This window comes from Streptomyces sp. Y309, from assembly GCF_056712025.1.
This window is the reverse complement of the sequence record NZ_CM160048.1, coordinates 9,150,015-9,170,354: the sequence shown is the minus strand read 5'-3', so window position 1 is coordinate 9,170,354 and position 20,340 is coordinate 9,150,015. Positions and strand designations below refer to the sequence as shown.

At 74.4% G+C, this 20,340-nt stretch carries 2 protein-coding genes; both read right to left on the bottom strand.

Translation table 11 applies throughout. The features are described from left to right. Nucleotides 1–6: 6 nt before the first annotated feature. Nucleotides 7–18,795, bottom strand: a complete 18,789-nt coding sequence (locus AC0KTA_RS38545; RefSeq protein ID WP_481052846.1) for a non-ribosomal peptide synthetase — start codon at nt 18,793–18,795, stop codon at nt 7–9. A 122-nt stretch (nt 18,796–18,917) separates the two neighbouring features. Next, a complete protein-coding gene (locus AC0KTA_RS38540) occupies nt 18,918–20,267 on the bottom strand; it encodes a serine hydrolase domain-containing protein (protein ID WP_481052845.1) in 1,350 nt (449 codons plus the stop codon). Nucleotides 20,268–20,340: the final 73 nt, after the last annotated feature.

Below are 20,340 nucleotides of genomic sequence, written 5' to 3'. Positions count from 1 at the left end.
GAGTCCTTACCGTTCGTCGTGGTCGCTGTCGCCGCGCGCGGCGTCTTCGAGTTCGCTGAGCACCTGCTCCTCCACCAGGTCGGCCAGGGCGGCGACCGTGCGGTGGACCAGGACGTCGCGGGGTGTGAGGCTCACGCCGAAGGCGTCGTTGGCCCGCGAGACGATGTGCAGGGCGCGCAGGGAGTCGCCGCCGAGCAGGAGGTAGTCGTCCTCCGCTCCCACCATCGTGTGCAGGACCTCCTCCCAGATGTCGGCCAGGACCTCCTCGGTGGGGGTGCGGGGTGCGACACGGTCGGGCGTCTCCTCCAGGTCCACGGGGGGTGCGGGCAGCGCGGCCCGGTCGGTCTTGCCGTTGTCGGTGAGCGGGAAGCGCTCCATGACGACGAACGCGGACGGCACCATCGGGCCGGGCAGGGCGCCCGCGGCCAGGGCGCGCAGTTCGGCTGCCGCGGGGGGTTCGGCGCCGGGCGCGGCCAGCAGGTGGGCGACCAGGCGCGGCAGGTCCGGCTCGTCCTCCCGCACGGTCACGACGGCGTCCAGGACGGCGGGGTGCCGCGTGAGGACCGTCTCCACCTCACCCGCCTCGATGCGGAAGCCGCGCAGCTTGAGCTGGTGGTCGGTGCGGCCCAGGTAGTGCAGTTCACCCTGTGCATCACGTCGTACCAGGTCGCCGGTGCGGTACATGCGGGTGCCGGGCGGGCCGAACGGGTCGGCGGTGAAGCGGGACGCGGTCAGACCCGGCCGGTTGAGGTAGCCACGCGCCAACGACGGGCCACTGAGCCACAGTTCACCGGGCACGCCATCAGGGACCGGACGCAGCCGCGCGTCCAGGACGTACGTGCCGGTGCCCGGCAGCCGCCTGCCGATGGGCGGGGCCGTACCCACCGCTTCCAGCGGGGCCGACCAGGTTGCCACGACAGTGGCCTCGGTCGGCCCGTAGGAGTTGACCAGGCGGTGATGCGGCGCCCAGCGGGCCACCAGGTCGGCCCCGCAGGCATCGGCGCCGACCGTCAAGGTCTTCAGGTCAGGCAGCGTGCCGGGAGTGTCCGACGGCAGGGTGGCCAGCGCGGCGGGCGGCAGCAGCGTGTGCGTGATACGCCCCTCGCGCAGCACCTCGGCCAGTTCCTCGCCGAGCAACGGACCGGGGCGGGGCACCACGAGCCGAGCCCCCTGCGGCAGCGACATGCACAGCTCCAGCACCGAGGCGTCGAAGCTGGGCGTGGCGAACGCCAGGACCCGGTCGCCGGGGCTGACCTGGTAGTGCGCGGCCTCCGCGGCAGCGAAGCCCGCCAGACCCCGATGAGTGACCACCACGCCCTTAGGTGTGCCGGTCGAACCCGAGGTGTAAATGACGTACGCCGGATCATCCAGCCGCAACGGACGGACACGGTCGGCGTCCGTGGGCCGATGCCGCGGCTCGACGTCCCCTGCGTCAGTGAGCAGACCAGAGACCTCGTCGGCGCCGAGGGTCAGGGCAGGCGCCGCGTCCTGAAGCATCAACGCGATCCGCTCCTGCGGATATCCGGGATCGACCGGCAGAAACGCCGCGCCCGCCTTGGTGACCGCCAGCTGAGCAAGCACCATCTCCGCCGACCGCGGCAGACTAAGAGCCACGAGATCACCAGGACCCACACCCTGCCCGATGAGCCGCTGCGCCAGCGCATTCGCCCGCGCCTCCAACTCCCCGAACGACAACACCAAGCCAGGCGCCTCCAGCGCCACAGCATCCGGCGCACGATCCACCGCCGCCTCAACCAGAGCAGGCAACGTGACCGGCACAACAGCCTCCGCCTGCGGACGCACCGCCCCCGCCAGCAGACGACTCCGCTCAGCAGGCGGCAGCACATCCACCGCATCCACCCGCATCGTGTCCGTCGCATCCGCCAGCGCACGCAACGTATGCAACAACTGATCGGCCAAGGAACAAGCCGTAGACGCCTCGAAGTAGCGCGGGTCGTAGCCGAGTTCGACAGAGAGCCGCTGGCCCGGCGAGATCACCACGGTGAGCGGATAGTTGGTGGCCTCGCGGGCTTCGAGGTCCCGCATCCGCACGCCGTGGGCGTCCGCGGTGCTGTCGTCGACCGGATAGTTCTCGAAGACGAGCAGGCTGTCGAACAGGGGTGTCCCCGCGGGCAGTTCGGTGAAGCTGTGCAGGCGGGTGAGCGGTACGTGGCCGAAGCGGCGGTCCTCGGCCCGCGCCGCCTGTGTCCGGCGCAGCCACGCGTCGCACGGCTGTCCGCCGTCCACGGTGGCCCTCGCGGGCAGCGTGGTGATGAACAGGCCGGTGATGGTGTCGGCGCCGGGCAGGTCCGAGGGCCGCCCGGAGACGGTGGTGCCGTAGCAGACCTCCGTCTCGCCGCTCCACCGCGAGAGGAGCAGCCCCCAGGCGCCCTCCACCACGGTGTTGAGGGTGAGCCGGTGGCGGCGGGCGAACTCCTGGAGCCGCCGGGTGGATTCCTCGCCGAGCCGCTGCGACAGCCAGGTGCCGGAGCAGGCCGTGGCGCCCAGGGCGGGCCTGCGGTCGTAGGGCAGGGCCGTGGGGGCGGTGAGTCCGGCGAGGGCGGTACGCCAGTGCTCCTCGGCGCGGGCGGTGTCACGGCCGGCGAACCAGGCCGCGTAGTCCGCGAACGGGCGGCGGTCCGGCAGGCTCGGCTCCTCGCCCGCGGCGAGCGCGGCGTGGCAGGCCACGACGTCCGACAGGACGTGGAAGACGCTCCACCCGTCGAGGAGGACGTGGTGGAAGGTCCACACCACGCGCACCTCGTCCGGGGCGAGCCGGATGAGGGCGACACGCAGCAGGGGCACGCCGTCCAGGGCGATGCCGCGGGCCTTGTCCTCGGCGAGCAGCCGCTCCAGTTCCGCCGGGCGCCGCTCGGGCGGCAGGCCGCTCCAGTCGTACTCGGTGACGGGCAGCGTCGCGGCACGGTGCACGGTCTGGAGCGGGACGGGTACGCCGCTCAGGACCACGGCGGTGCGCAGCACGGGGGTGCGGTCGACGACGTGCTGCCAGGCGGCGGCCAGCGGGCCGGTGTCGCGCACCCCGTCCATCACGAACGTGACCTGCTCGGTGTACACGCCGCCGCCGGGCTCGTCCATGCCGTGGACGAGCATGCCGGACTGGGTGGGGGTGAGCGGGTAGACGTCCACGATGTCGCGGCCGGTGCCCACGAGGCGGTCGACGGCCGCCTGGTCCAGCGGGGCCAGCGGGAAGTCCGACGGGGTACGGCCTCCGGCGCCGGGCTCGGCGCAGTGCCGCACGATGGCGCGCAGCTCTTCGGCCATCTCGGCGGCGAGGCGGTCGACGGTGTCGCGCCGGTGCACCTCGCGGGAGTACGACCAGGTGAACTCCAGTCGTTTGTCGGTGACATGGCCGAGGACGTCGATGAGGTGCGGACGCTCCGCGGCGCGGTCCATGCCGCCGGTGAGCCCGCCGTGGGGCGCGTGCAGCAGGCCGCCGCCCGCCGGGGCGCTGCCGTCCTGCTGCCCGAGGTAGTTGAAGCCGAGCTGCGGCAGGCCGGGCAGCCGGTCCCCCGCCGTGGCGTGCAGATGGCGCAGGGCGCCGTACCCAAGGCCGCCGCGCGGCACGGCGCGCAGGCTCTCCTTGACGGACTTCAGGGCGGAGCCGGTGTCCGCGTGCCGGGGCACGTCGAGGACCACGGGGTACACGCTGGTGAACCAGCCGACCGTACGGGACAGGTCGACGTCGTCGAACAGGTCCTCCCGGCCGTGGCTCTCCAGCGTGACCGCCACCCGGTCCCGGCCGGTCCAGCGCGCCATGACCCGGCCCAGCGCGCACAGCAGGACGTCGTCGACGCGGGTGCGGTAGGCGTCGGGCACGTCCTGTAGCAGCCTGCGGGTGTCCTCGCGGTCCAAGGCGACCGTCACCGTCTCCTCGCAGGCGGCGATGTTGGCGCCTGTCAGGTCGGTGGGCAGTGTGGCGTCCCCCGACACGGCCTGCCAGTGGGCGAGTTCGTCGTCGAAGCCGCCGGCCGCGGTGTGGTCGAGGAGCCGGCCCGCCCACGCCTGGAAGGACGTGCTCTTGGGCCCGAGATCCACGGGGTGGCCGTCGCGCAGCGCGCGGTAGGCGCTGTCCAGGTCCTCCAGGATCACGTGCCACGACACGGCGTCGACGACCAAGTGGTGGGCGGCCAGGAGCAGTACGGGCCGCCCGTCTCCGTCGGGGCGGCACAGCGCGGCCCTGAACAGGGGGGCGGCGGACAGGTCGAACCCGCCGCTCAGGCCCTCGGCCAGCTCGTGCAGCGCCGCGTCGGTGCCTTCCGGAGTGCGCCGCGGCAGATCGTGCACCTCCAGGTGGACCCCGTCGCCGGGGGCGGTGCCGTACTGGCGCCAGTGCCCGTCGGCGTCCTTCTCGTAGCGCAGCCGCAGGGCGTCGTGGTGGTCGAGGACCGCGGCGAGCGCGCCGCGCAGCAGCGTCTCGTCGGTGTCGGTGGCCAGGTGGTGGCAGACCCCCTGGGTGAGGCGCGCCGGGTCGCCGGTGAGGGTGTCGAACAGCCAGTGCTGTACGGGGGTCAGCGGCGCCTCGCCCACGACCGGGCCCTGTTCGGCACGGGTCGCCGTGGCGGGCAGGTCCTCGGCAGCCACGGCCAGCTCCGCGATCGTCTGGTGCTGGAACAGGTGCCGGGGGGTGAGGGCGAAACCGGCCCGGCGGGCGGCGGAGACGATCTGGATGCCGAGGATGGAGTCGCCGCCGAGGGTGAAGTAGTTGTCGCGCACGCCCACGTCGGGCACGCGGAGCACCTCGGCCCAGATGGCGGCGAGCGTCTTCTCGGCACCGGTGCGCGGAGCGTGCTCCCCGCCGCCGGTGTCACCGGTCGGCCACACCGGCTCGGGCAGCGCCCGGCGGTCAAGCTTGCCGGTGGCGCCGAGCGGCAGCTGCTCCAACGGCACCACCACGGACGGGACCAGGTGCTCGGGCAGCGTCCGCGCGAGGAAGGCGCGCAGCTCGGCGGAGTCCGGGACGTCGGCGCCGTCGGGGACCGCGTAGGCCACGAGGCGCCGGTGACCGTCGTGTTCGACCACTTGGGCGGCGGCGGCAGACACCTGCGGGTGCCGGGCGAGAGCGGACTCCACCTCGCCCAGTTCGACGCGGAAGCCGCGCAACTTCACCTGGTGGTCGGTGCGGCCCAGGTAGTGCAGCTCGCCGTGGGCGTCGCGGCGTACCAGGTCGCCGGTGCGGTACATGCGGGTGCCGGGCGGGCCGAAGGGGTCGGCGGTGAAGCGGGAGGCGGTCAGGCCGGGCCGGTTGAGGTAGCCGCGGGCCAACGACGGGCCACTGAGCCACAGTTCACCGGGCACGCCATCGGGGACCGGACGCAGCCGCCCATCTAGGACGTAGGTGCCGGTGCCCGGCAGGCGGCGGCCGATGGGCGGGGCCGTGCCGCCCGCTTCCAGCGGGGCCGACCAGGTGGCGACCACGGTGGCCTCGGTCGGCCCGTAGGAGTTGACCAGGCGGTGATGCGGCGCCCACCGCGCCACCAGCTCCGCCCCGCAGGCATCGGCGCCGACGGTCAAGGTCTTCAGATCGGGCAGCGTGCCGGGAGTGTCCGACGGCAACGTGGCCAACGCGGCGGGCGGCAGCAGCGTGTGCGTGATACGCCCGCCCCGCAGCACCTCCGCCAACTCGGCGCCCAGCAGCGGGCCGGGCGGGGGCACCACGAGCCGAGCCCCATGAGGCAGCGACATGCACAGCTCCAGCACTGAGGCGTCAAAGCTGGGCGTGGCGAACGCCAAGATCCGATCTCCGGGGCTGACTTGGTAGTGCGCGGCCTCGGCAGCAGCGAAGTCCGCCAGGCCCCGGTGGGTCACGACCACACCCTTGGGAGTGCCGGTCGAGCCCGAGGTGTAAATGACGTACGCCGGATCATCCAGCCGCAGCGGACGGACACGGTCGGCGTCCGTGGGCCGATGCCGCGGCTCGGCGTCCCCTGCGTCAGTGAGCAGACCAGAGACCTCGTCGGCGCCCAGCGTCAGGGCAGGCGCCGCGTCCCGCAGCATCAACGCGATCCGCTCCTGCGGATATCCGGGATCGACCGGCAGAAACGCCGCGCCCGCCTTGGTGACCGCCAGCTGAGCGACGAACATCTCCGCCGACCGCGGCAAGGTCAGCGCGACAAGGTCGCCGGGACCTACCCCTCGCCCGATGAGCCGGTGCGCCAGCACATTCGCCCGCGCCTCCAACTCCCCGAACGACAACACCAAGCCAGGCGCCTCCAACGCCACAGCGTCCGGCACACGGTCCACCGCGGCCTCAACCAGAGCAGGCAAGGTGACCGGCACAACAGGCTCCGCCCGCGGACGCACCGCCCCCGCCAGCAGACGACTCCGCTCGGCAGGCGGCAGCACATCCACCGCATCCACCCGCGTGGCGTCCGTCGCATCCGCCAGCGCACGCAACGTATGCAACAGCCGATCGGCCAGGGAGCGGGCCGTGGACTCCTCGAAGTAGCAGGAGTCGTAACCGAGTTCGACGGCGAGTTCCTCGCCCGGCGAAATCATCACGGTGAGCGGGTAGTTGGTCGGCTCCAGGTCGCGTTCCTGCTCGATGGCCAGGCCGTGCCGGGCCAGGGCGCCCGCGTCGAACGGGTAGTTCTCGAAGACCACGATGCTGTCGAACAGGTTCGTGCCGCCGGGGATGTCGCTCCAGGTCTGCATCTGGGCGAGGGAGACGAAGTCGTGGCGCCGGGACTCCGACTGGGCGGCCTGGAGGTCGCCGAGCCAGTCGAGGAGGCGCCGCTGTCCGTCGACGCGCGCCCGGGTCGGCAGGGTGTTGATGAACAGGCCGACCATGGAGGTCACGCCCGGCAGGTCGGCCGGGCGCCCGGAGACGGTCGTGCCGAACACCACGTCGTCACCGCCGCCGTAGCGGGAGAGGAGCAGCGCCCAGGCGCCCTGGAGCATGGTGTTGACGGTCAGTCCGGCCCGCTGCGCGGTCTCCCGCAGCCGTGCCGACACGTCGGCGTCGAGCGTCGCGCGGACCGAATCGGACGAGGACGCGCGGTGCGCCTCGGCGGGCCACCGGTCCCGGGGCAGCGCGGTGGGCGTGGCGAATCCGGCGAGGGCGGTACGCCAGTACTGTTCGGCCCGCTCGGCGTCCTGGCAGGTCAGCCAGCCCAAGTAGTCGGCGAAGGCCGCCCGGCCGGGAACCTCGGGGCGGCGTCCGGTGGTCAGGGCGGCGTACCGCTCACACACCTCGTCGAAGACCTGGGCCGCGCTCCACCCGTCGAGCAGGACGTGGTGGAACGTCCACACCATCCGCACCCGTTCCGGCGAGAGCCGGATGAGGGTGAGCCGCATCAGCGGAGCCGCGCCCAGGTCGACGCCAGCCTCGCGGTCGGCGGCGAGCAGCCGGTCCATCTCCTGTTCGCGGCGCTCGGCGGACCAGGTCGTCCAGTCGTGGTGGGTGACGGGCACGGTGGCCCGCCGCTGCACGACCTGGAGCGGTTCGGCGGTCTCCTGCCACTCCAGGCGGGTGCGCAGCACGGGGTTGGCGTCCGCGGTGTGCTGCCACGCCTCGGCCAGGGCGCCCGGATCAGTGACGCCTCGCAGCACCAGTTGGACCTGGTTGACGTAGGTGCGGCCGTCCGGGTCCATGAGGCTGTGGAACAGCATGCCCGCCTGCATCGGCGTCAGCGGGTAGAGGTCCGCGACGGTGCGGCCGTCCCCGGCGACCCGGTCGAGGGCCGTCTGGTCCAGGCGGGCCAGCGGGAAGTCCGACGGGGTCCGGCCGCCTGCGCCCGGCTCGGCGCAGTGGGCGACGATGCCTTCCAGGGCCTGGAGCAGGCCGGACGCGAGGCCCGCGATCGTCTCCTCGCGGTGCAGCCGGTGGCTGTAGTGCCAGGTGATCTCCAGCTGGCCGTCGTCGACGCGGGCCACCACGTCCAGCAGGTGGGGGCGCACCGACTCGGGTGCCTCGGCGCCGCCCAGCCCGCCGGGCACGGAGCGCACCAGCCCGCCGTCGTCGACGCCCCCGGCGGTGTCGGACCAGCCGAACCGGCCCAGGTAGTTGAAGCTGACGGCGGCCGCCGGCGCGCCGGTGAGGCGGCCGTCCCCGGACAGATACCGCAGCGCTCCATAGCCGATGCCCCGGTCGGGGACCGCACGCAGCTGTTCCTTCACTGCCTTCAGGGCGGTGCCCCAGTCCCCGTCCGGCACGTCGAGCGCGACCGGGTACAGGGAGGTGAACCAGCCGACCGTGCGCGACAGGTCGATGTCGTCGAAGAGCTGGTCCTCGCGGCCGTGCCCCTCCAGGCCGACGGCGACGGTCCGCCGTCCGGTCCACCCGGCGAGGACCCTGCCGAGGGCGGTCAGCAGGGCGTCGTCGATGCGCGTGCGGTAGGCGCCGGGCACCTCGCGCAGCAGCGCGTCGGTGCGCTGCCTGTCCAGGCGTACGGTGACCTCGCGGACGTCGGCCATGGTGTTGCCGCCGTCACCCTCACCATCGACGGGCAGCGGCACGGCGCAGTGCCGGGACATGTCCTCCCAATGCTCGCGCTGGCCGACGAAGCCACCGGATTCGGTGTGCGCGTGCAGGCGGCGCGCCCACTCCTGGACGGAGGTGGTGCGCTCGGGGAGTCGTATCCCTTCTCCGGCATGCGCCTGCCGGTAGGCGGTGTCCAGGTCCTCCAGGAGTACGCGCCAGGAGACGCCGTCGACCACCAGGTGATGCGCCGTCAGGAGCAGGCGGGGGCGGCGGGCGCCGGTGAACAGGCGGGCGGTGAGGAGCGGGCCGGTGTCGAGACGGAAGGCGGCGTGCGCCTCGGCCGTGACGCGGTCCTCGGTGTCCTCAGCCGGCGCCGGGTCGAGGCCGCTCAGGTCGTGGACTTCGAGGAGTTCGTGCGCCGCCGCCTCGGTGTCGGCGCACGTCTGCCGCCACGCGCCGTCGTCCTGCCGGGCGAAGCGCGAGCGCAGGGCGTCGTGGTGGGACCAGAGGGCGGTGAGCGCGCGGCGCAGCGCGTCGGCGTCTACGTCCTCGGCGGTCTCCACGACGACGGACTGGTCGAAGAACTCCGGGCGGTGCGGCCCCGCGTCCAGGAACCAGTGCTGGATGGGCGTGAGCGCGACCTCCCCGGCGACCTGGGCGGTGCCCGCGACGGGCGCGGCGGTGCCGCTCGCGGCGGCGAGGGCGGCGATGGTGGGGTGGCGGAACAGGTCGCGCGGGGTGAGGGCGAGACCGGCGGCGCGGGCGCGGGAGACGACCTGGATGCTGAGGATCGAGTCGCCGCCCAGCATGAAGAAGTTGTCGTCGGCGCCGACACGTGCCACGCCGAGCAGTTCCGCCCAGATCTCGCCGAGTATCCGCTCGGCTCCGGCGCGCGGGGCCCGGTAGGCCGCGTCGCCCGTCGTGGTCCAGTCGGGCTCGGGCAGCCTGCGCCGGTCCACCTTGCCGTTGGCCGTCAGGGGCAGTTCCGGCACGGTGACGAAGGCGGCGGGCAGCATGTAGTCGGGCAGGTCCGCGGACAGGTGGGCGCGCAGCTCGGCCGCGGCCGGGACCGCCGCGCCCGGGGCCGGTACGAGGTGGGCGGCCAGGCGTTTGCGGCCGGCGTGCTCGTACAGGGAGACGACCGCTTCGGCGACGGCCGGGTGGGCCGTGAGCCGGGCCTCGATCTCGGCGGGCTCGACGCGGAAGCCACGGATCTTGATCTGGTCGTCCGCGCGCCCCACGAAGTGCAGTTCGCCGTCGCCGCTCCAGCGCACGATGTCGCCGGTGCGGTACATGCGGGTGCCGGGCGGGCCGAACGGGTCGGCGAGGTAGCGGGCGGCGGTGGCCGCGGGCAGCCCGGCGTATCCGCGGGCCAGACCGGCGCCCGCGATGTACAACTCCCCTGGCACGCCCGGAGGTTGGGGATGCAGCGCGTCGTCGAGGACGTACACCCGGGTGTTGTCCAGGGGGCGTCCGATGGGCAGCACGGCGGGCAGCGGGTCGCCGGCGCGGTAGGGGCGCCGGGTGGCGAACGTGGTGGTCTCGGTGGGGCCGTAGCCGTCGACGACGGTCAGGCCGGGGCAGGCGTCCAGGACCCGGGCCACCACCGCGCCGGGCACGGCCTCACCGCCGGTCCACACCTCGACGGCGCCGCGCAGGCAGGTCGGGTCCTCCTGGGCGAGCAGGCGGAAGAGCCCCGCGGTGAGCCACAGGCACCGCACGCCCTGCTCGGTGATCGCGCGGCGTACGCCGGCGGCGTCCAGGTCGTCCGGCGGCGCGAGCACGGCCGTGCCGCCGTGCAGCAGCGGCACCCACAGTTCGTACGTCGAGGCGTCGAAGGCGTGCGGGGAGTGCACGAGCACCCGCTCGTGCCCGGCGAAGGCGCGGTCGAGGGCGAGCGCGGCGACGTCCCGGTGCCGCACGGCGACCCCCTTGGGGGTGCCGGTGGATCCCGAGGTGAACATCAGGTACTGGACGTTGTCGGGGTGCACGTGAGGGATGCCCGGCCCGTCGGCCGCCGATCCGTCGGCCCCTGGCCCGTCGGCCGCCGCCCCGTCGAGGCCGCCACCGCCGAAGCCGTCGTCCAAGCCCCCGTCGACGCACAGCACAGTGCCGTCGGGCAGCACCTCCCCCGCGCTCTCCTGCCAGGCGGCATCGGTGAGCAGCAGCGCCGTGCCCACGTCGGTGAGCATGCGCCGCAGCCGCTCGACCGGGGCCCTGCCATCCAGCGGGACGTACACGCCGCCGGTGCGGGCGAGGGCGAGCTGCGCGACGACAAGGGTGATCGAACGTTTCATCAGGACGCCCACCGGAACTTCCGCCGTGACACCGAGCGCGGTGAGCCGGGCGGCGAGGGCCGCGGCCCGGGCGTCCAGCTCGCCGTAGGTGAGCCGTTCGTCTCCGGCTTCCAGCGCAACGGCGTCGGGCGTGCGCCGCACCTGCGCGGCGAACAGCTCCGCGGCAGTGGCGTCCGGGGCGGGCGCGGCGGTGTCGTTCCACGTGTCGAGCACCTGGTGGCGGCGGGCGGGCGTCAGCAGGGGCAGCCGCGCGGGCGCGCGTTCCGGCCCGGCGGTCATGCCTGCCAGGAGGACGGTCAGGTACTCGGCCATCCGTGCGACGGTGGCGGCGTCGAACAGCTCGGGGTCGTACCCGACTCTCAGGGCCAGTTCCGTCCCGGGGTACGCGACCAGGCTGAGCGGGTAGTTGGTGGTCTCGATGCCGTCGAGCCCGCTCAGTCGCAGACCGTGGGCGGCGGCGAGGTCGTCGTCGACCGGATAGTTCTCGAAGACCACGATGCTGTCGAACAGGGCGGCGCGCTCGGGAAGTTCGGTGAGCGCCTTCATCCGCGTGAGCGGGACGCAGTCGAAGCGGCGGTCCTCGCTCTGGTCGCGCTGGAGGTCGCGCAGCCAGTCGAGCAGGGTGCCGTCGCGCGGCACGGTGACGCGGGTGGGCAGGGTCGAGATGAACAGGCCAGTCATGTCCTCGGCGCCGGGCAGCTCGGGCGGCCGGCCGGAGACGGTGGTGCCGAAGACGACGTCCGCCCGGCCCGCCTGCCGACTCAGGAGCAGCGCCCACGCGCCCTGGACCAGGGTGTTGAGGGTCAGCCCCGCGCTCCGCGCGAGGTCTTCGAGTGCCCGGCTCGTGGTCTCGGGCAGCGTGACGCGGACGGCGTCCGTGGACTCGGCGTGGTGGCTCTCACGCGGCTCACGGTCGTAGGGCAGCGCGGTGGTCTCGCTCAGGCCGGAGAGGCGGTCCTGCCAGTGCTGTCCGGCCTCCGCCCCGTCGCGCTCGCGCAACCAGGCCACATAGTCGCGGTACGGACGCCGCTCGGGCAGCTCGCCATCGGCTCCCGGCACACCGGTGCGGCGGGCGTGGTCGGCGAACACGTCGGACAGGACCTGGAACAGGCTCCAGCCGTCGAGGATCAGGTGGTGGAAGGACCACACCACGCGCACGGAGGTGTCGGAGAGCCGGGCGAGGACCAGGCGCTGGAGCGGCGCAGGCGCCAGGTCGATGCCGCGCTCACGGTCCTCGGCGAGGAAGTCCCGGAGCCTGCCCGCCCGTTCGTCCTCGTCCAGATCGCGCCAGTCGAGGTGGGTGACGGGGAGGGTCGCGCGCCGCCGCACCACGAACAGCGGCTCGGGGACGTCCTGCCACACGACGTGGCCGCGGAGCACGGGGGTGCGGTCCGTGACCTGCTGCCAGGCCGCCGCGAGCACCTCGGGGTCGGGCACGCCGTCCAGGACGAACGACAGCTGCTGGAAGTAGACGCGCCGGTCGTCCTGCGACAGGCCGTGGAAGAGCATGCCCGCCTGGGTGGGCGTGAGCGGATGGACGTCCTCCACCGCGCCGGGGTCGTCGCCCGTGATCCGGTCCACGGCCGCCTGGTCGAGCTCGGCCAGCGGGAAGTCCGACGGGGTGCGCCCGCCGGTGCCGGGGGCGGCGGCGTGCCGGGCGATGCCGGCCAGCGCGTCGGCGAACCGCCCGGCGAGGCCGGTGACGGTGGACTCCTGGTGCAGTCCGGCGGAGTAGAACCAGGTGAACTCCAGCTCGTCGCCGTCCAGTTGGCCCACGACCTCCAGGGCGTGGGGGCGGGCGGCGAGCGGGTCGGCGTCCAGCTCCAGCGGGCGGAACGTGCCGCCGTACAGGCCGTCGGCCGCGCCGGGCACCCCGAAGCGGCCCAGGTAGTTGAAACTGACCTGCGCGGTCGGCGCCGACGGCAGCGCTCCCGGCCGGGCCAGGTACCGCAGGACGTCGTGCCCCAGGCCGTGCCGGGGCACCGCGCGCACCTGTTCCTTGACCTGCTTCAGTACGGCGTCCCATCCTGCGTCCGGCGGGACGGCGAGGGCGACGGGGTGACGGGTGGTGAACCAGCCGACGGTGCGGCTGGTGTCGACGTCGGCGAAGAGCTCCTCGCGGCCGTGTCCCTCGACGTCCACGAGGACCTTCTCGTGTCCGGTCCACGCGCATAGCACCCGGCCAAGAGCGCTCAGCAGCACGTCGTTGACCCGGGTGCGGTAGGTGTCCGGCAGCGTGCGCAGCAGGGCGGAGGTGTCATCGGCGGTCAGGCGTACGGTCACCGAGCGCGCCGAGGCGTAGGTGTTGGCGCCCGTCAGGTCCCGCGGCAGGTCCACCGCGGCACCGGCGGTGGCCTGCGTCCAGTACGCCGTCTCGTCGTCGACGCCGCCCTCGGCGGCGTGGGCGGTCAGGCGCCGGGCCCAGTGCCGCAGCGGCGAGGACTTGGCGGGCAGCGCCGCGGTCCCGTCGCGGCCCTCGCGGCGGGCGCGGTACGCCCGGTCGAGGTCCTCCAGCAGGACGCGCCAGGAGACGCCGTCGACCACGAGGTGATGGACCGCCAGGTGCAGGATCGCGGGCAGGCCCTCGCCCCGGTCGTGCAGGACGGCGCGCAGCAGCGGTCCGTGGGCGAGGTCGAAGGGGCCCAGGTGGGGGGTGTCGGTGCCGGGACCGGTGTGGTGGCCCAGGCGCAGTCGCGGCACGCGCTCGTCGATGTGCCAGCCGGTGCCGCCCGGCTCCCCGTCGGTGCCGGGGAAGCGGGAGCGCAGTGCGTCGTGGTGGGCGACGACGTCGTTGAGGGCGTGCTCCAGGGCCGTCGCGTCGACGGTGCGGGACAGCTCCGTGGACAGGGTCTGCGCGAAGTGACCGGCCCGGTCGCCCGCGCTGTCGAACAGCCAGCGCTGGATGGGTGTCAGCGGTGCCGTGCCGGTGGCGGCCACGACGGCCGGGGCCGCGGTTGCGCGGGGTCCGGAGGCGTCCGCGCACCGGGCCAAGGCGGCGACCGTCTGGTGCCGGTAGACGTCGCGGGAGGTCACCGTGAGTCCGGCCTGCCGGGCCTGGGCGACCACTTGGATGCTGAGGATGGAGTCGCCGCCGAGGGCGAAGAAGTTGTCGTCGGCGCCGACGCGCTCCACGTGCAGCACGTGGGCCCAGATTCCGGCGAGGACCCGCTCGGTGGGGGTGCGGGGCGCGACGTGGCGGGTGGGGTGCCCGGCGGGCGCAGGTGCCGGGAGACGGCCGCGGTCCAGCTTGCCGTTGGGGTTCAGCGGCAGCGCGGGCAGCACCACGACGGCCGCGGGGACCAGGTAGTCGGGCAGGGTGCGGCCGAGGGTCCGGCGCACCGCCTCCGGTTCGAGGTGCGCGCCCGGGGCCGGGACGACGTGGCCGACCAGACGCCGGTGGCCGTCGCTCTCCAGGACGGTGGCGGCGCTCTCCGCCACGCCCGCGCAGCCGCGCAACGCCTCCTCGACCTCGCCGAGTTCGATGCGGAAGCCGCGCACCTTGACCTGCTGGTCGCTCCGGCCGAGGTACTCCAGTTCACCGTCGGCGGTCCAGCGCACCAGGTCCCCGGTGCGGTACATGCGGTCCCCCGGCAGGCCGAACGGGTCGGCGAGGAAGCGGGCTGCGGTCAGGCCGGGGCGTCCCAGGTAGCCGCGCGCTAGGCCGCCGCCGCCCAGGTACAACTCACCTGTGACGCCCGGCGGTTGGGGGCGCATCAGCTGGTCGAGGACGTAGGCGCGGGTACGGGCCACGGGCCTGCCGATGGGCGGGGACTGGCTGGGCACCTGCTCGCCCGCGAACCAGGCGGTGGCGTAGACGGTGGCCTCGGTGGGGCCGTAGATGTTGGCCACCTCGCAGGACGGCATGGCCTCGCGCAGGTCGCGCACGGTCTGCGCGGGCAGCGCCTCGCCCGCCAGGACGACCGTGTCGGCCCGCACGGCCGCGCCGCCCGCGGCGAGCATCCGCGAGACCACCGACGGCACGCCGCTGAGGAGCCCGGCCCGCTTCGGTCCGTCCGCGTCGGCGAGCGCCGCCAGGTCGGCGACCACCTCGACGCTGCCGCCCGCGAGCAGCGGGCAGAGCAACTCGAAGACGGACACGTCGAAGTTGAGGGAGGTGGCGGCCAGCACGTGCGCGAGGCGGCGGGGACCGAAGCACTCCCCCGCCCACGCGGCGAGCGCGGCGACGCTGCGGTGGGTGACCACGACTCCCTTGGGGCGTCCGGTCGAGCCCGAGGTGTAGATGACGTACGCGGGATGGTCCGGGAGCAGGGGCCGCAGGCGGTCGGCGTCGGTCGGGTCCGCGTCCGCCGGGCCCGGGTCGCCGTCGGCCGGGCAGTCCTCCAGGAGCAGGGGATCGCACCCGTCGGGCAGCGCGTCCGCGGTCTCACGGGTGGCGACGACCAGGGCCGGCGCGGCGTCGTCGAGCATGAAGGCGACGCGTTCGCGCGGATAGCCGGGGTCCACGGGCAGATATCCGGCGCCGGACTTCAGTACCGCCCACAAGGTCGGCAGGAGGTCGGCGGTGCGGGGCAGGCACAGCGCCACGAGCGTCTCGGGCCCGGCGCCGCGGGCGACGAGGAGCCGGGCGAGCCGGTTGGCGCGCCGGTTCACCTCGGCGTAGTCGAGGCGCGTGGGGCCGCAGAGCACGGCGGTGCGGTCGGGGGTGGCGGCCACCTGAGCCTCGAACAGCGCCGGCAGCGTGCCCTCGCCGCGCTGGTGCCCCCTGGCGGGCGCGGGCGGGTTGGGCGGGTTCCATGATTCGAGCAGCGTGCGCCGCTCGTCCTCCGAAAGAAGCGGCAGCCTGGCCAGGGTCCGGTGGGGGCTCTCCACCATGCCTTCGAGGAGGCGGTGCAGATGACCGCTCATGCGGGCGACCGTGTCCGCCCGGAACAGGTCGGTGTTGTACTCGACCGTCAGCTCGCAGCCGCCGTCCGGCCGCGGCGCGAACTCCAGGACCAGGTCGAAGCGGGCGGCCGGGCGCGGCAGCGGGTGGTCCTCGACGCGCAGCCCGCCGCAGTCCCCGGGGCGGTCGGCGGCGGTCTGCTGGACCACGAGGGCCTGCACCAGGGGGGTGCGGCTCGGGTCGCGGGGCGGCGCGAGTTCCTCGACGACACGGTCGAACGGCACCCCGTCGTGGGCGAAGGCGTCGAGGACGGTCGCGCGCATGCTCTCCACGAACCGGTCGACGGTCATGGTGTCGTCCACTTCTTCGCGCAGCACCACGGTGTTGGCGAAGAAGCCGGTGGCGTCCTCCAGGTCCCGGTGGCCCCGCCCGTTGGTGACGGTGCCGAAGACCACGTCTTGCTGCCCGGAGTAGCGGGAGAACAGCACGGCCGCCGCTCCGGCGAACAGGGTGAAGACGGTGGTGCCGCGTCCGCCGGCCAACTGCCGCAGGCGGGCGATCAGTTCGGCGGGGAGCCGGTGGCGGTGCGCGGCGCCCGCGGTGGTGCGCACCGCGGGCCGTGGCCGGTCGGTGGGCAGTTCCAGTTGCGGCATCCCCGTCAGGTGCCGCTTCCAGTACGCGAGGTCCTCGGCGTGGCCGTCACCGGACCGCTCGTGCTCCCACACGGCGAAGTCCGGGTACTGGACGCCGGGCTCGGGCAGGCCGTCCGGTGTGCCGGAGACCTCCGCGCGGTAGAGCGCGGTCAGGTCCCGGGTCAGGATGCCCACCGACCAGCCGTCGGTGACGATGTGGTGCTGGGCGAGCAGCAGCAGATGGTCGTCGTCGGCATGGTGGACGAGCAGGGCGCGGGTCAGCGGCCCCGCCGCCAGGTCGTAGGGGCGGCTCAGTTCGTCGGCGAGGAGTCGCTCGGCGGCCTCGGCGCGCTGCTCGGCGGGCAGTTCCCGCACGTCGGCGGTGCGCAGCGGCAGGACGGACGCGCCGCTCACCCGCTGTACGCCCTGCCCGTCGACGGTGGCGAAGGTGGTGCGCAGCGAGTCGTGGCGCGCGGCCAGCCGGTCCAGGGCGCGGCGCAGTGCCGCCGTGTCCGGTTCGCCGCGCAGCCGCAGCGCCACGCCGGTGTTGTACTCGGTGCCGCCGTCGGTGAGGTCATCGAGGAACCACAGCCGCCGCTGTGCGCTGGACAGCGGCAGCGGCCGGTCGCGCGGGGCGGGCGGGATCGGCTCCGCCGTCACGGCGGCGGCGGGATCCGCGAGCAGCGGGGCGAGGGCGGCGACGTTGCGTGCGGTGAAGACGTCTCGTACGGAGAGCAGCATCCCCAGTTCGTCGCGGATCCGGGACAGGGCCTTGGCGGCGAGGATGGAGTCGCCGCCCAGGTCGAAGAAGTCGTCCTCCACGCCCACCGCGTCGACGCCGAGGACGTCCGCCCAGATGGCTGCGAGCGTCTCTTCCTCACGGGTGCGGGGCAGGACGCGGCCCGCGGCGGGTGCGTGGGCGGGGGCGGGGGCGGGCAGGGCACGCCGGTCGACCTTGTGCTGCGGGGTGAGCGGCAGTTCGTCCAGGACGACGACGGCCGAGGGGACCATGTGCGCGGGCAGGGCGGCGGCCGCGTAGGCACGCAACTCCGCGGGGTGCGGCGCCTGTCGGCGGTCGGCCGGGGTGATGTAGCCGACCAGCCTGCGCCGTCCCGGCTCGTCCTCGCGCACCACGACCACGGCCTCGCGGACCCCGGTGTGGCGCAGCAGCGCCGCCTCGACCTCGCCGGGTTCGATGCGGAAGCCGCGCACCTTCACCTGGCGGTCGACGCGGCCGAGGTACTCCAGTTCCCCGTCGGCGGTCCAGCGTGCCCGGTCCCCGGTGCGGTAGAGGCGGGCGCCGGGCGGGCCGAACGGGTCGGCGACGAAGCGGGCGGCGGTCAGGCCGGGCCGGTTGAGGTAGCCGCGGGCCACGCCGTCGCCGCCCACGAACAGTTCGCCGTCGCCGCCGGGGGGCACCGGGCGCAGATCCGCGTCCAGGACGTGGGACCGGGTGCCGGGCAGCGGGCCGCCGATCGTCGGGGGGCCGCTCGCCGCGGCCAGGGGTCCGGTCCAGGAGGCGACGATGGTGGCCTCGGTCGGGCCGTAGGAGTTGATCATCCGGCGGCCGGGTGCCCAGGTGTCGACGAGGTGCGCCGGGCACGCCTCGGCGCCCACGATCAGGGTGCGCAGATGGGGCGCGCCGCCGGGGCCCGGGGCGGGCAGGGTGGCGAGGGCGGCCGGGGGGATGAGGGTGTGGCTGATGCGGTGCTCGTCCAGGACCGTGGCGAGTTCGTCGCCGAGCCACGGTCCGTCCGGCGGGACCACGAGGGTGGCGCCGGTCAGGACGGAGATGAACAGTTCGAGCACGGAGGCGTCGAAGCTGGGTGAGGAGAACTGGAGCACGCGGTCGCCCGGCCCCACCGCGTACCGCTCGGCGGCGGCCTCGGCGAAACCCGCGATACCTCGGTGAGTGACCGTCACACCCTTGGGCCGGCCGGTCGAACCGGAGGTGTAGATGACGTACGCGGCGTGGTTGGGGCCGACCGGCGCATCCGGCGATCCGGCGTGCGCTCCCCCGGCCTCCGTGGCGCCGGTGCCGCTCCGGGCGTCCGTGTCGTATACGGCGCCCGTGCCGCTCCCGGCGTCCAGGTCGTGCGCGGCGTCCAGGTCGTGCACGGCGCCCGTGCCGTTCGCGCCGTCCATGACATCACGGACCCGGCTCAGGTCGTCGAGGACCACCGCGGGTCCGGCGTCGCCCAGCATCAGCTCACGCCGCTCGGCGGGGTAGTCCGGGTCGACGGGCAGGAAGGCGGCGCCCGCCCGGGCCACGGCCAGTTCGGCGGCGATCAGTTCCATGGAGCGCGGCAGGACCAGGGCCACGGTGCGCTCGGGGCCCGCCCCGAGCCGTACGAGTTCGTCGGCGAGCCGCCCGGACCGGTCCGCCAGTTCCCGGTACGACCAGGTCCGGCGGCCGTCGGTCAGCGCGGGCGCCTCGGGTGTGCGCGTGACCCACGCCGCGAAGAGTTCGGCCAGCGGTGGGCGCGGTGCCGGATCGGTCCCCTCGCTCGCGGTGGCTACGGCGGGCTCGGGGGGCCGCGGCGGAGAAGAGGCCGGAGCGGATGTGTCATGCGGCTCGGTCATGGGGGCAGTCCTTCGGAGCGGGGACGATGCTGGGCGCGCCGGTGCGGGAGGCACGCCCCGGACGGCGGGGCCGTGGGGTGCCTCGGCCGCACGGGCGCAGGAGGACGGCGGAGCGGTGCGGGTCAGGCGGTGCGGGTGCGGCGTGCGGCGCGGCCCGATATCTGCACGTGGTCGATGACGCCGGTGGCGGGGTCGCGGTGGAACCGGCCGCCGGGCTCGCGGCGGCCGGTGGCCGGGTCGACGAGATCGCACGACAGGTCCGGGTAGCAGACCAGGGGCAGCGGCACGTCACCGTCGACGGACAGCGTGGGGGAGCCGTCCGTGCCGAGGGTGATCCGGTATTCGGTCGGGCCGTTGTGGTAGGTGCCGGCGCATTCGGGGAGGGCGATGGGGTCGCCGCGGTGAGCGGGTGTCGGCGCGGTCGGCACCCGTGCGCCGGTGAGCCGGGTGAGGTCGTCGGTGAGGTCCTGCCACAGCGCGGTGGCACCGCCGGCGTTGCCGGTGAAGGCGACGACCACGCCGCTTTCCGGCTCGGCCCGCAGGTGGCAGGAGGTGCCCTGCGCGTTGCCGTCGTGGCCGCACCACCGTCGGCCGTCGTGGTCGAACAGCGCCACACCGAGGCCCCAGGCGTCCGCCAGGGCTCCCGGGGCGGCGCCGGGTTCGGGGCGCCGCATGCGGGCGGCCACGTCGGGCGGCAGCGCGGCGGAGCGGCCCGCCAGAGCTCTGCCGAGGTCCAGCAGGTCCAGGGCGCCGGCCAGCAGGGCTCCGGCCGGTGCCTCCACCGGGGCCAGGTTCTGGTGGGCGGGGCGCAGCCGGCCGGTCGCCGTGTTGACGGCGTGGCCGGCGGCGACGGGGCGGGCGGCGACGGGGTCGCCGAGGAAGGCGGGCGCGGTGCCCAGGGGGTCGAGGAGCAGGGCCTGGACGGCTTCCTGCCAGGTCATGCCCGTCACCTGCTCCACGAGGCGGCCGGCGGCTATGTATCCGGCGTTGGAGTAGGAGAAGCCGGTGCCCGGTGCGAACAGCGCGTCCTGTGCCGTGCAGACCCCGGACAGGTAGCGGGAGGCGGTGGTGCGGGCCGCGGTGTCCGAGTCCGGTCCGGTCGGCAACCCGGCGGTGTGGCCGAGCAGGTGACGTACCGTCACCCGCGGTAACTCCCGCAGTTCGGGGACGTACGAGGCGGCGGGGTCGTCCAGGTCGAGGTCGCCGTCGTCGGCCAGGAGGAGGACGGCGGCGGCGGTGTAGACCTTGGTGACGGAGCCCAGCGGGACGGCTGTGTCGGCCGTGTACGCGCTGCCGGTGGCGGCGTCGGCCGTACCGGTGTGGACGCTGATGACTTCCATGCCGGTGTCCACGGCGAGGTGGGCCCCGGGCACCCGGTGGGTGTGGGCGAGCGTGTCGAGGCGGTGCTGCAACTCCTGGCGTAGGAGCGGTGCTTGCCGGTCGACGACCGGGGTGGCTGTGGGATACGGCATGAGAAGGGCACTCCCGTTGACTGTGGCTCGTGTAAGGCGACGCACCGACCGGCGGGGTGGGCGGTGGCCGCCC